The 12,164-nt window shown below is 60.3% G+C and carries 17 protein-coding genes; 12 read left to right on the forward strand and 5 right to left on the reverse strand.

Going from position 1 to position 12,164, the window contains the following annotated elements; all coding sequences use genetic code 11:
• The first annotated feature begins 46 nt into the window (after positions 1 to 46).
• From AC0L2B_RS25430 to AC0L2B_RS25450, 5 genes are all read left to right on the forward strand, one after another.
• Complete coding sequence (locus AC0L2B_RS25430) at positions 47 to 226, forward strand: DUF3606 domain-containing protein (RefSeq protein WP_128247528.1); 180 nt, start codon at positions 47 to 49, stop codon at positions 224 to 226.
• Positions 227 to 505: 279 nt separating this feature from the next.
• Positions 506 to 1,009: a DUF2243 domain-containing protein gene (locus tag AC0L2B_RS25435; protein WP_473509753.1), complete on the forward strand. Its 504-nt coding sequence runs from the start codon at positions 506 to 508 to the stop codon at positions 1,007 to 1,009.
• A gap of 97 nt (positions 1,010 to 1,106) precedes the next feature.
• Positions 1,107 to 2,504, forward strand: coding sequence for a cytochrome B6 (locus AC0L2B_RS25440; protein ID WP_473747268.1), 1,398 nt, complete (start codon positions 1,107 to 1,109; stop codon positions 2,502 to 2,504).
• A 46-nt stretch (positions 2,505 to 2,550) separates the two neighbouring features.
• Positions 2,551 to 3,156, forward strand: coding sequence for a DUF4142 domain-containing protein (locus AC0L2B_RS25445; RefSeq protein WP_473747269.1), 606 nt, complete (start codon positions 2,551 to 2,553; stop codon positions 3,154 to 3,156).
• Positions 3,157 to 3,314: 158 nt separating this feature from the next.
• Positions 3,315 to 3,809, forward strand: coding sequence for a hypothetical protein (locus tag AC0L2B_RS25450; RefSeq protein ID WP_287216970.1), 495 nt, complete (start codon positions 3,315 to 3,317; stop codon positions 3,807 to 3,809).
• A gap of 69 nt (positions 3,810 to 3,878) precedes the next feature.
• On the opposite strand, the gene AC0L2B_RS25455 is transcribed toward AC0L2B_RS25450, so the two are convergent.
• Positions 3,879 to 4,571 (reverse strand): DUF899 domain-containing protein, encoded by a 693-nt coding sequence (locus AC0L2B_RS25455; protein WP_473747270.1) that lies wholly within the window; start codon positions 4,569 to 4,571, stop codon positions 3,879 to 3,881.
• A gap of 2 nt (positions 4,572 to 4,573) precedes the next feature.
• Entirely contained in the window at positions 4,574 to 4,858 is a 285-nt protein-coding gene (locus tag AC0L2B_RS25460; protein ID WP_473747271.1) for a hypothetical protein, read from the reverse strand.
• Between the two features lie 867 nt (positions 4,859 to 5,725).
• On the opposite strand from AC0L2B_RS25460, the gene AC0L2B_RS25465 reads away from it, so the two are divergent.
• The 4 genes from AC0L2B_RS25465 (at position 5,726) to AC0L2B_RS25480 (ending at position 8,966) form a co-directional block, all read left to right on the forward strand.
• A complete protein-coding gene (locus AC0L2B_RS25465; protein ID WP_023801320.1) occupies positions 5,726 to 5,929 on the forward strand; it encodes a hypothetical protein in 204 nt (67 codons plus the stop codon).
• Between the two features lie 141 nt (positions 5,930 to 6,070).
• Entirely contained in the window at positions 6,071 to 7,357 is a 1,287-nt protein-coding gene (locus AC0L2B_RS25470) for an SDR family oxidoreductase (protein WP_473747272.1), read from the forward strand.
• On the forward strand, positions 7,357 to 7,830 hold the full coding sequence (locus AC0L2B_RS25475; RefSeq protein ID WP_473477160.1) for a DUF2269 family protein: 474 nt from the start codon (positions 7,357 to 7,359) through the stop codon (positions 7,828 to 7,830). The genes AC0L2B_RS25470 and AC0L2B_RS25475 overlap by 1 nt, the downstream gene beginning before the upstream one ends.
• Before the next feature lie 200 nt (positions 7,831 to 8,030).
• Positions 8,031 to 8,966 carry an NAD(P)/FAD-dependent oxidoreductase gene (locus tag AC0L2B_RS25480; RefSeq protein ID WP_473747273.1) on the forward strand — a complete coding sequence of 312 codons (936 nt, stop codon included), beginning with the start codon at positions 8,031 to 8,033 and terminating at the stop codon, positions 8,964 to 8,966.
• 60 nt (positions 8,967 to 9,026) lie between these two features.
• Here the strand turns inward: AC0L2B_RS25480 and AC0L2B_RS25485 are convergent, their stop codons facing one another.
• Together AC0L2B_RS25485 and AC0L2B_RS25490 are read right to left on the reverse strand one after the other, a co-directional pair.
• Positions 9,027 to 9,644 carry a TetR/AcrR family transcriptional regulator gene (locus AC0L2B_RS25485; protein ID WP_473747274.1) on the reverse strand — a complete coding sequence of 206 codons (618 nt, stop codon included), beginning with the start codon at positions 9,642 to 9,644 and terminating at the stop codon, positions 9,027 to 9,029.
• A 57-nt stretch (positions 9,645 to 9,701) separates the two neighbouring features.
• Positions 9,702 to 9,929: a hypothetical protein gene (locus AC0L2B_RS25490; RefSeq protein ID WP_473747275.1), complete on the reverse strand. Its 228-nt coding sequence runs from the start codon at positions 9,927 to 9,929 to the stop codon at positions 9,702 to 9,704.
• On the opposite strand from AC0L2B_RS25490, the gene AC0L2B_RS25495 reads away from it, so the two are divergent.
• Positions 9,913 to 10,446, forward strand: coding sequence for a GFA family protein (locus AC0L2B_RS25495; protein WP_473747276.1), 534 nt, complete (start codon positions 9,913 to 9,915; stop codon positions 10,444 to 10,446). The two genes, AC0L2B_RS25490 and AC0L2B_RS25495, sit on opposite strands and share 17 nt — an antisense overlap.
• A gap of 74 nt (positions 10,447 to 10,520) precedes the next feature.
• Here the strand turns inward: AC0L2B_RS25495 and AC0L2B_RS25500 are convergent, their stop codons facing one another.
• The gene (locus AC0L2B_RS25500) at positions 10,521 to 10,838 is read right to left on the reverse strand and encodes a hypothetical protein (RefSeq protein ID WP_473747277.1); all 318 of its coding nucleotides are present in this window, start codon (positions 10,836 to 10,838) and stop codon (positions 10,521 to 10,523) included.
• A gap of 167 nt (positions 10,839 to 11,005) precedes the next feature.
• Between AC0L2B_RS25500 and AC0L2B_RS25505 the strand changes: the two genes are divergently transcribed.
• Together AC0L2B_RS25505 and AC0L2B_RS25510 are read left to right on the forward strand one after the other, a co-directional pair.
• Entirely contained in the window at positions 11,006 to 11,827 is an 822-nt protein-coding gene (locus AC0L2B_RS25505; protein ID WP_473519930.1) for an SIR2 family NAD-dependent protein deacylase, read from the forward strand.
• Between the two features lie 85 nt (positions 11,828 to 11,912).
• Positions 11,913 to 12,161, forward strand: a complete 249-nt coding sequence (locus AC0L2B_RS25510) for a hypothetical protein (protein ID WP_023801331.1) — start codon at positions 11,913 to 11,915, stop codon at positions 12,159 to 12,161.
• Positions 12,162 to 12,164 lie beyond the last annotated feature (3 nt).

Here is a 12,164-nt window from a genome sequence, read left to right on the forward strand (position 1 = left end):
TTCAACATTCGTTGCCACTTACCTTGGGCCAAGGAGGACGCAACAGATGGCGGTCAAGAGTACGAGCGACGCGAGCCGAGTTAAGAAGGGTGCAGAACTGGAAGTTGAGCACCTCGCGGAGGTGACAGGCGTGACGCCCAAACAAGCGCGGGCATTGCTTCGCAAGCACGGCGCAGACTGGCAGCGGCTGAAGGACGAAGCTGAAGATTTGAAGAAGGAGGACTAGTCGGGTCGATCTTCGGCGCCACGCCCGCCCCCAAGCATGCAGTCGACAATCCGCCGCCCGATGTCTTTCAGTGATCTCCCAAGGCCTGGAGTCTCGTGCCGGCGATGCAGCCTGTCGCGAGGAAAGGTGCGTTGCAAACGCTGAAGTCGTTTAGGCGGTGAGCCCGCCGCTAATGATTGTTGCGCCGTGGTTGCGACGTGAGGCACGCATATCCAAGGCGCAGGCAGGGCAGGGAACACATGGCCTGGCCCGAAGTTGGGGGTGCCAAAGGAGAGAGGGATGGCGACCACGGCTTCGCAGCATCGCCGTTTTCCGACGTCCGCAGGTATTCTGCTGGGCCTTGGCCTGGGCGGGTTCTTTGATGGAATCGTGCTGCACCAGTTGCTCCAGTGGCATCATATGGCGACCAGCGCCGGCTATCCCGCCGACAGTGTTGAGAACCTTAGGTTCAACACGCTTCTCGATGGCCTATTCCACGCCGGCACATACATCTTCGTCGTGCTTGGTTTGGTCGTGCTGTGGCGCACCGCTCACAAATCTCATCTCTGGTGGTCGGGAAAGATGTTGCTTGGGACGATGCTGATGGGCTTCGGGTTATTCAACCTAGTCGAAGGGGTGATCAATCACCAGCTTCTCGGCATCCACCATGTCAACGAAACCGTCCCGCCGGACCAGTGGATCTACTGGGACATCGGGTTCCTGGTTTGGGGTGCACTGATGCTGATCGGCGGCCTAGCGCTGGCAAGGCGGGGCAAACGGGAGTCGCCAGGCGAGCCGCGCTAGTTTCCGGCACTGCACGCATGCACCGTACTGGTCAATCCCGGCTGTGGAACAAATCACGCGCAGCGCGGTTCGGGGCACTTCAGCCAGGGAGGGAAAAATGCGCAGAGTGTTGAATGCAGGCATTCCGTGCGCTCTTGTGGTTGTTGCCGCCAGTCTCAGCGCACTGTCGGATCCACTGCCGCCCGATACAACCTACCGACCGTTGCCCGCCCGTCCATTCTCCGCCGTCAAGGCTGACGACGAAGCGCAGAAGCCGCGCGTCATGGCACGCCAGAGGGCTTTGCTGGAGGAGCGATACGACCTGTCCGATCGCCCCATGCCAGGCACAATGATGTCGGGCGGGACAAAACCTGTCCAGGACGGCGTCCGGGTCAAGCTGGCGAACGACCAGACCTGGCAGGGCCTGGCGGAGATGAGCCCTGGCGAGATACGTGACCGCAAGCTGCTGCCCAATGGTCTTTTGCCGCTGCCCCACGTCAAACAGGCGACCGGAGGACAGGTTTTTCCGGAACAGGAAATTCGTGAGATCGGCCGGCAGGAGGGGCGCGATCTCCGACGCTTCGACGTCGATTTCGATCTTCCCGATCATCTTACGCCAGAGTTCCCGTCACCGATATTCCTGACCACCCATCCGGAGCTGGGCGACGTCTCCCGCGGCGAGTTGCTGACGATCCGCAACTATTATGAAATCATGAACGGCATCATCACGCCGGTTCAGATGGAAGGGCTGCGGCTACTCCTGACGCCATTCCCGCAAGAGGAATTCAACCAGACCGAGGACCGCAAGGTGGCGGCGCAAAGCCTGGGCGTAACCTGCCTCGATTGCCATGCCAACTTCAACACCAACGCTGCCTTTCATCTGACGCCCGATGTCAGGCCGCAGGCCGCGCGCTTCCGTCTCGACACGACCAGCCTGCGCGGTCTGTTCAACCAGCAGATCCATGGGTCGAAACGGTCGCTGCGCTCAGTCGAGGATTTTACCGAATTCGAGCAGCGCACCGCATACTTCAACGGCGATCATGTCAGCGCCACCAGGAAGGGCGTCAACCTGCCCGATCGCCCAAACCAGGTGGCGATGATGGCGCAGATGCAGAACATCATCGATTTTCCGCCCGCGCCGAAGCTTGACCCGTTCGGCCGGCTCGATCCCGCCTTGGCCAGCGAGCAGGAACTGGCGGGCGAGCGCGTGTTCATGGGCAAGGGCCGCTGCGCGCAATGTCATGTGCCGCAAACGTCGTTCATGGACAACAACATGCACGATCTGAAGCTGGAGCGCTTCTACAAGCCGGGGCAGACCTTCAACGACATGGTGGAATTGCCGGACGGGCCGATCAAGACGTTTACGCTGCGCGGCATAAAGGACACGCCGCCCTATCTGCATGACGGCCGCCTGATGACGCTCGCCGATACGGTAGAGTTTTTCAACCTGGTGCTCGGCACCAAGCTCACCCAAGACGAAAAGAATAACCTCGTTGCCTATATGCTCGCGCTTTGACCGAGGCAGGCCGACCGATCCCGGCACATCTTCGAAGGAGGTTCTCATGCGTCTTCTTGCAACTGCTTTGGGGTTGGTGCTGTTTTCCGCATCGCCCCTTATGGCCCAGATCGGAAACCCGGCCGGCATGGCCCCGGATACCAGGATGGAGGCGCCGGGCCAGCCGGCGCCTCACCAGACCAACTACCAGGACCGGCTGTTCGCGCAACTGGCCGCCGCCGGCGGCGCAGCCGAGGTCGAATTCGGCAAGCTCGCGAAAAAGTCCGGCAACTCCGCCGTCACGGCATTTGCCGGCCGCATGGTCGACGACCACTCGGCGGCGAACGCGAGACTGAAATCTCTCGCTGAGACCCACAAGATCCCGCTGCCGGAAGGGCTCGATGAGGAGCACAAGCGGCAGCGGGCCGAGCTTGAAAAGCTCGACGGGCTGAAGTTTGATATTGCCTATATCAGCGGGCAGATCACCGATCACCAGAAGACGGTGCAGCTGCTCATATGGGAGATAGGGTCGGGACAGGACGCCGACCTTCAGCATTTCGCCTCCGAGATTTTGCCGACCGTGCTCGAGCACCTGCAACTGGCGCGCGACATCAAGGCGGAACTGGCAAGCCAAGCGATCGCCGACGCCAACACGGCGCCGACCAGGCAGTAGCCCGCCCGCGGCAACATCAAGCTGTCTCCTGCATTGTTGCTCGGCCAGTCTCGTCGCGCTTTTCTTGCGGTGAGTGGCCGCCTACGACCCCGCGCGCAGCGGTAGTCGGGAACATCAGCGCCAAACTGCCGTTTGGCATATTATCGCGGGAGAAGGTGTTGCAGCGGATCGTATCAGGAGCTCTGGCAGGACTTGCGGCCACGCTGGCGATGACCATCGCCATGCGGCACCTTCATCCGTTGCTCGACGACCGGGACCGTTATCCTTTGCCACCGCGCGAGATCGTCGAGCGTGTCGCCACCGCCGGTGACGAGCAGGACGCGCGAACAAGCACGCTGCTTGCCCATTTCGGCTTTGGAGCGCTGACCGGCTCGATTTTTGCGCTTCTGCCCATGCGCCGTGGCAACGGCATCCTTTACGGCCTCGGCGTGTGGGCGCTCAGCTATCTCGGATGGATCCCCGCCGCCCATATCCTCGCGCCAGCCTGGCGGCACCCCGCCTACCGAAATCTTCTGATGCTGGCTGTCCATGTCGTCTGGGGCGCGACCCTCTCCAGATCTCTGAGCGAGCTCGAAGCCGCAAGCAGCGAAGTGTTTGGTCGGCCCGCCGGCCCAAGGGCGGCGATATCGGAAATTCGTGAGGAGCCAGGCTGATGGCTCCAGGGCAGCGGGCTTGTAGATGCCACGGTAATTTCTCGTTTTCCGTCCGGGTCATTCGCCGGCCTACGCGTAGCGGTCGTGGCGGCGCACCCAGTCCATTCCCTCAGCTTCGTTGCGCCCCATTGGCATGAGGTCGAGTATGGCGTAGGTGCCCATCATCACCTCCACACCGCGGCCGTAGGTGGAGTAGGTGTGAAAGACGGTGCCAGCCTTATCCTTGTAGAAGGCGCTCAGGCCAGGCCATTCCTCGCCGGTTTCCCGCCATTCGCCGAAGTTGTAGTCGATGTGCCCGGTGGCGACCTCTTCGGGCGTAAAACTGACCCGGAAATCGTAGTTGAACGGACTGCCGTTCGAGGACACCCATCGGAACTGCCAGCCCATACGTCTGCGATAGCGCTCGATATCGGCAAGCGGCGCGCGCGAGACGGCGATCATGGTTACATCGTGATGCGCCAGATGCTTGTTCATGCCGTCGGTGTGATCAGCCATCAACGAGCAACTCGGGCAGCCTTCCTTCCATCCCGGTGCGAACATGAAATGTTGCATGAGAAGTTGCGAGCGGCCGTCGAAGAGATCGGCGAGCGCACGCGGACCATCCGGCGTGTCAAACAAATATTCCTTGTCGATACGCACCCAGGGCAAGGCGAGCCGCTCGCGTGCGACCTTGTCGCGAAGCTGCGTGAGTTCCTTCTCCGCTCGCAGGAGGTCCCGGCGGGCGGTCAGCCAGTTATCGCGTGAAACAACAGCGTGTTGCATTGTCAGTCTCCTTGGGTTTGGGCGACGGAAGTGTTGCAGTGCTGCGAACGGGCGGAAAAGAGCTTCAGCCACGGCGATACGTGAAAGAGGCTCATCAGCAGGTACATCAGGGCCATGTCGTTGATCGGCATGAAAGGCGGGGCGGCAGAGCACATGGTCATGCTCGAGCCGACAGTAGAAATCCAGGCCATCAGGGCAAAGGTCGGTGCGGCGGCGAGCCCGAGCCAGCGGGCAAAACCGACCGCCTGCCCGAGCAACGAAGTGGCTTTCTCTTTTGCTGCAAACATCGTCATTTCCGGTCCTGCGGTCGAATTCGCCGTTTCCACGGTTTCGATAAAAAGACGCTATCTCGGGCAGCCGGAGAGGTGAGAGTTACAAGTGTGACGGGATTTCAATGTGGGGCTGCAAACGGACCTGCAGCAATCGCCTACCGCAATAATCGGGAGCGCGCATTAGCCCTAATCCAACGCAATCTCACCGCGCTTGGCCGACACGGAAACGAATGAGACGACTCCCGGTTGTTGGCAGGGTTGACCCCATGCGGTCTTTCAGCGCGAGCGTCGCTTGCTGGAGCTGCGTCAGTCGGTCGGAGGCCAATGGTATTTTTAATGGTACGCTAATATACATAGACGCTCGAACGAGCAGCGCCTGCCAAATACCTGGGGGAACGCCATGCGAAGCCTCGTCTTCACGGCAATGTGTATCGCCACCGCAACTGCCGCCAGCGCCCATGATTGGTACGAGGACAGGATTGACCCACTGACGAAATTCAAGTGTTGCGGTGGCTCTGATTGCCGCGCCATACCTCGGTCGTCGGTACGGTCCAGGATAGACGGTGGTTACACTTACTTGCCGCATAATTTCAACATCCCACGGGACCGTGTGCAGGAATCGCCGGACGGCCAATACCACATCTGCGAGAGTACCTACGTCGTCACTAATCAGCTGTATTGGCGTTGCTTTTTCGCACCTCGCGCAAATGTCTCTCTAATTCTCCCACATTAAGATACTGCCCGAATTCCTTGCCGCCCGGACAAGTGGAGCTGGACCAATCCCAGCGCTTTCGGCCGGAGAAGCAGCTGTTGGGATCGATCATCCTGGGAACATTTTCGTCAGCCTTCAATTAAGCAGAGAAGCTGGTTTGGAGCAGATCAATGGGTATTTTTTCCGACCTTGATAAGAAACTGACGGAGAATCTCTACGCGCACGGCAACGACCTCGTCGATCCTGCCGCGGATCTTCCCGAGAGCGTCGAGGAACGGGTCGAACTCTTGATGCCGTTCGTTCAGCCGGAGGCTCGCGAGTTGGTCCGTTCGCAGATCCTTGGTCTCATTCATGAGTACAGGAATGAGGATTGAACGCCTATGGTCATCGTCAAACCTGGAGCAGCTGGCCGAGAGACATGTGCTTTCGCAGCGCCGGAAAACATCGACGATGTGGAGGAAATACGCGTCGAATAGAACGGCGACGATCTCGTGGCTACCGGAGCTCGGGGGCCGATGAGAATTCTCGTTGTTGGAGCCAGCGGCTTGATCGGTGCTTCGATCTGCGCCCGCCTCGTTTCCGAAGGACATGAGGTGGTCGGCATCACCCGTAGCCCTCGGGCAAATGCAGCCCGCGATTACCAGACATTGGTGCTGGATATGGCCGCAGCACTTCGCCCTGAGGATTGGCTGCCGCACCTGACTGGCATCGATGCCGTGGTGAACTGTGCCGGCGTTCTGCAGGACAGCCCGCGCGAAAAGACCGGTCAAGTTCATCGCGATGCGGCGGCGGCGCTTTTTCTCGCCTGCGCGCGGGCCGGCGTTGCCAAGGTGATCCACTTCTCGGCAATGGGAGTGGATCGGGCACAGCCTTCGTCGTTCTCGGCGACGAAATATGCCGGCGATCAGGCGCTGATGGCGCTTGACCTGGACTGGATAATCCTTCGCCCTTCCGTGGTGCTCGGCCGGCCCGTGTTTGGGGCCAGTGCATTGTTTCGCGGCTTGGCCTCGCTGCCGATCCTGCCGTCAATGCCAGATACCGGCCGGCTGCAGGTCGTGCAGCTGGATGATGTGGTCTCGACTGTGCTCTTCTTCCTCGATCCCGGCAGTCCGTCTCGTCTGGCGCTGGAACTTGCCGGTCCCGACCAGCTGACCATGGATGAGATCATCGGTACTTTCCGCCGCTGGCTCGGCTGGGCTCCTGCAGCCAGGCTGGTCTTGCCGGGCTGGGGTGCGCGGATTCTCTACCGCCTCGGCGATTTTGCCGCGATGCTCGGCTGGCGGCCTCCGATGCGCACCAATGCCGCCAGGGAGATCGCACGGGGGGCGCTCGGAGATCCCTCGGACTGGATTTCCCTGACCGGCATACAGCCACAAAGCCTGGCGCAGTTCCTCGCGCTCAATCCTGCGACGGTGCAGGAAAAATGGTTTGCCCAGCTTTATGTCACCAAGCCTGCAATCTTCGTCGTGCTGCCGTTGTTCTGGATCATGACAGGGATTGTGTCGCTGACCACTGGCTACGGCAACGGCATCGACCTCATGCAAAGCACGGGGGCTGGCATATTGTCGGCGCCGGCCGTGATCGCCGGCGCTCTTGCCGACATCGTCGTCGGCGCACTCGTAGCCTGGCGGCCAACGGCGCGAAAAGGTCTCTACTCCGGCATCGCGCTGTCGCTGTTCTATCTGATCGTGGGCACTTTCCTGCGCCCGGACCTGTGGAACGAACCACTTGGGCCATTCCTGAAAGTCTTGCCGATCATCGTCCTTCACTTCGTTGCCTTGGCGATCCTGGAGGAGCGCTGATGCTCTATTTCGTGCTGAAGTTCCTGCATGTCATCGGTGCCAGCGTGCTGCTTGGCACCGGCGCCGGCATCGCCTTCTTCATGCTTCTCGCCCACAGGACCGGCAATGCGGCAACAATTGCGGCAGTGGCGCGCATCGTCGTGGTCGCCGACTTTCTGTTCACGGCAACCGCCGTCGTGGCGCAGCCGATAACCGGCGTCGCGCTCGCCTGGTTGGCGGGCTACTCGCTCTCCGAAGGCTGGATCGTGCTGTCCATTGCGCTCTACATCGTCACCGGTGTGTTCTGGCTGCCGGTGGTGTGGATGCAGATGGAAATGCGCAATCTGGCTTCCGCAGCCGCCAAGACGGGGACCCCGCTGCCGGCCCGGTATATCAGGCTTTTCCGGCTGTGGTTCGCCTTCGGCTTTCCCGCCTTTGCTGCCGTCCTCGGGATTTTCTGGCTGATGATCGCGCGGCCGACGATCGAGTGGTGACGCCTTGCCGCGATAATGCATGACGCGAAAGCATGCCCTCGGGCTTGAACCGAGGGTGCGCAGCGGTTTTGCGACAACGACATGCATAAACAACAACTTATAGCGCGTCACATGAATCCGTTCAAATTGCGACGCGCTTTGGATGCCGTGGCTTCGATTTCGGCGCTGGAACATCTTTCCCATGAATGCGTTCGGCGCGGATGGATCAACCCGCGCGCAAACGCCGACATTCAGCCTCGTCCGCGACTGAAGCGGATGTTCTCATCGTTGGCGGTGGACCTGCGGGGCTGGCGGCGGCTGTCTATCTCGCCAGGTTCCGTCATCGGGTCGTCGTGGTCGACGCGGGTGAACCGCGCGCGAGGCTGATTGCGGAAAGCCGCAACTGTCCGGGATTTCCGGAAGGGATCAGCGGCCCCGATCTTCTGCAGCGGCTTCGTTCCCAGGCCGCCAAGTTCGGAGCGACACTGATCCAGGATCACGCGTCATCGGTCGAGCCGACCGTAGGCGGGTTCGGCGCCGAAACCAACGGCGGGCGGATCGTCGCCCGAAAGGTATTCCTGGCGACAGGTATCGTCGATGTCGTGCCTGCAATTCCGCGTCTGCGCGAGGCCATCGCCAAAGGCAGCGTACGCCTTTGCCCGGTTTGTGACGGCTACGAAGTCATAGATCGTCAGGTCGCGGTCATCGGTCACGAGGCGCAGGTGCTGCGAGAGGCCTTGTTCCTCAAGCAGTATACGCAGCACGTCACAATGATCGCACGCTATCTTCCAGATTTTTCCGCCAGCACACGACGCGTGGCCACGGAAGAGAACATTGCTATTTGCGACGCATTCAAAAAGTTTGTTCCCACCGACAGCGGCTACCAGGCCATCCTCAAGGACGGCGAGGTGCGCCATTTCGACGTCATCTATCCGGCGATGGGATGCCAGGTGCGTTCCGACCTTGCGCTGGCAATGGGCGTCAAATGCTGCGACGAGGGCTATGTCATCGTCGACAAGCATCAGCGGACTTCGGTCGAGGGGGTGTATGCCATCGGCGACCTGGTCAAGGCTCTGAACCAGATCGCAGTCGCCTTCGGCCAGGCTGCGATCGCCGCGACAGATGTTCACAATGACCTGGCCCTCGGCTACGAATAAGGCCCCTGAACATTAAAGGGCACAGATATACGGTAGGCGGGGCGAGCGGGATGGCACCAGCTATTGTTGTGGTGCTGGGTTTCCCAGCCCCTCCAACAGTGTGCTCAAGGCCGCATCCAAGGGGGCCGATCCCACCTTCTCGGGCACCAGGAGTCCATCGATCGCAAGCATGGTCATGCCGTGGATGAGCCCCCAGCCGGCTGCCGCCTGACCTTTTATAGGCCGCTTGCGAATGTTCCCCGCGGCCTGTCCCCGCCGGAGGATTTCGACGAGAACGTCGAATACCGCCAGCGCCCGCTCATTGAGATGCATTCCCACCGCTTTTCCCTCCTCCGCGCTAAACATCAGGCGGTAGAGAGCCGGATTGTCCGTTCCGAACGCGACGTAGGCTCGAGCTATCGGAGTAATTTCGTCGCGCAGAGTTTTCGGCGCTTCAGACTTCGCTGCCGATAGGGACTCGCGCAGCCGGTCGAACCCAATCATAGCGATCTCCGCAAGCAGCGCGGCCTTATCGGAAAAGTGCTTGTAGGGTGCCGCGTGGCTTACGCCAGCCCGGCGGGCGACTTCCCGCAGGGTGAACTGCCAGCCCTTCTCCTCCCGAAGCATATCCAACGCCGTCTCGATAACCGCACGGCGGAGATCACCGTGGTGATAGGGGCGGTTGGGTGCGTCCTGCATGCTACCTCAAAGTTTCTTGCGAATACATTGTTGACACTGGCTACTTAAGGGACTACATCAGGGCGTAAGTTTCTTCTGTCTACATCGGAGCGGACCATGAACGCAATCGCAAAAATCACCGATGCAGATCGGCTGGGCAGTCTCCTCGCCGGCCAGCGTGCTGCCTTCATGCATGATGCTGCGCCTTCGCTGGCGCAGAGACGCGCTGATCTGGCCATGTTCAGAGTCAGGATAATCGGGCGCCGCAAAGCGATCGAAGATGCCATCAATGCCGATTTCGGACATCGAAGCTTCGGCGATTGGAATTCCGTTTCCCAATGACAACGAGGAGCATCAGCACATGACCATTGACCCATCGTTGGTGCTACGCGGCTCCTGCGAATGCAGCGCTTGCTCGTTCGAGGTGCATACGTTGCCGAAAGCCAGGTTCCGGTGCCACTGTTTGATCTGCCAGGCCTTCAACGGCAAACCGTTCGCGGATGTGGTCGCCGTTCGCGCCAAGGGTGTCGTGCTGAAAAACGCCGGCAATATTTCATTCAAGAAATACCGTCCGCCGCCGAACTTCAATCGCGGGGTCTGCCGGACCTGCGGCAAGCCGGTTGTGGAGGTTGCCGGCGTCGGGCCGTTCAAGGTGATGTTCATCCCGGCCAGCAATTTCGAGCCCGAGGCCCGGCTGCCGCCGGTTCGGATGGATATATTCTATCACCGTCGTGTGCTGGACGTGCCCGGTAGCCTGCCCAAGTACAGCGGCTATTACCCGAGCCTTTTGGCAGTCGGGAAAATGATCATGAGTGGCTTGTGAATTGGTGAATCGATTTATTTGGGTGCCTGTGCCCGTTTCATGTTCGGGGCCATAAGCTCTCGAAACCTACCTTGCTAGCGCAGCATGGCTGCCAGCACGAAGGCCGCGGCCGCTACGAGAACGACTGCGGCAATCACCAGCACCGGCCAGTTCTTGCCAGGCTGAAGATCAGGCTCGCTTCCTGCCGGCCGCATCGCATCGCCGAAGCTTGCTTCATTCGTGAACTCTGGCTGTCGCCGTGGACGAGCCTCGGCGACAGGATTTTGCACATCTGCCGCTTCCGCGTCGGTCTCTTCAGGTGCGGCGGCAGGGTCGAACCCCGGGGTCTTATCCCTTGTCCCCCCGGCCTGAATATAGCCTCTCGCTTTGGTCTGATCTCGTCGTGCAGCCATCATGGTCTCTCCTTGGCAACCAAACTTCGATCTGCCTCAGCGGTTCCAGTGTGCGCAGCATTTGCCGGACAGACCCGATTTCTGAACAGATTTGGCGGTGATCCGGCTTCTCCGGAACAGAGGGCGCCGTTCGCAGTTGTGTTGGATCATCGCCTGGTGAGTTGGCCATGCCGTCTGCACTTGAGCAACTGGCTCAATCCGTGAAAGAGCGACGAGCGATCTTGTTCGTTGGGGCGGGGGTGTCGATGAGCGTCGGCCTGCCATCCTGGGAGAAGCTCATCGAGCATATGGTGGATGAACTCGGCCTCGATCGAGACGTGGTCGACAGGCCTGAGTCCAGTTACCAAGCTCTTGCCGAATATTACCGGCTGAAGCATGGCAGTCTCGGCCCCTTGCGCAGCTGGATGGATCGCGAATGGAGCGTCTCGCGGGAAAAAGTCAAGGGATCGGCGATCCACAAGCTGATCGTGTCACTCGATTTTCCGATCATCTACACCACCAACTATGATCGAAACCTTGAGGTTGCGTTCGAAGTCCACGACCGCGCGTTCGTGAAAGTGGCCAATGCCAAGGATATCCCCAAGGTGAACGGCGAGGTTACCCAGATCATCAAATACCACGGCGATTTCGACGACGACGCGTCTCTCGTCCTGGCGGAGTCCGACTATTTCGAGCGGCTGTCGTTCGAGTCGCCGTTGGATGTGAAGTTTCGCGCCGACGCACTGGGGCGCACTGTCCTGTTCATCGGCTACAGCATGTCCGACATGAACATCCGTCTGTTGCTGTATCGGCTTTGGGAAACCTGGCGCCGGTCCGGTTATGAAAAGAATCGTCCGAAATCATTCGTCTTCATGCCGCAACCGAGCGTCGTCCAGGAAGCGGTTCTCGGACGCTGGGGCATCGACATGCTGACCGAGGAGGCCGATCGGCCGGAGGATGCTCTGGTGGCATTCCTGAGCAAGCTCAGAGACGCGATAGACCAGGTTTAGTGCGTATGCGTTCGGCCGGCCGGGAACATTGTAGATCGTTGCGACGTTCATAGCTGCGAAGGGATGCTGTTTGCGGAGGCCTATGATGGGCCAGTTCCAAATGATCGATCTCGTTTCCGTCATCGACGCCTGCACCACCGACCGCGCCGCAGGGCGATTGGTGTCGATGGCCAAAGCCGTCGAAGAGTTGCGGGTGCTGACCGGTGATTTCATCTCGCCGGACGAAATCGTGGCCAACGCACTGTCGCCGGTGGCGTGGGCGCGCGGCTGCGCGGTTCTGTTCGACGAGCAGCCGGGCGCCGACATCCTGCACGCGCCATGGCAGGACGCCTGACCG

It is taken from the genome of Mesorhizobium sp. WSM4815, assembly GCF_055811575.1.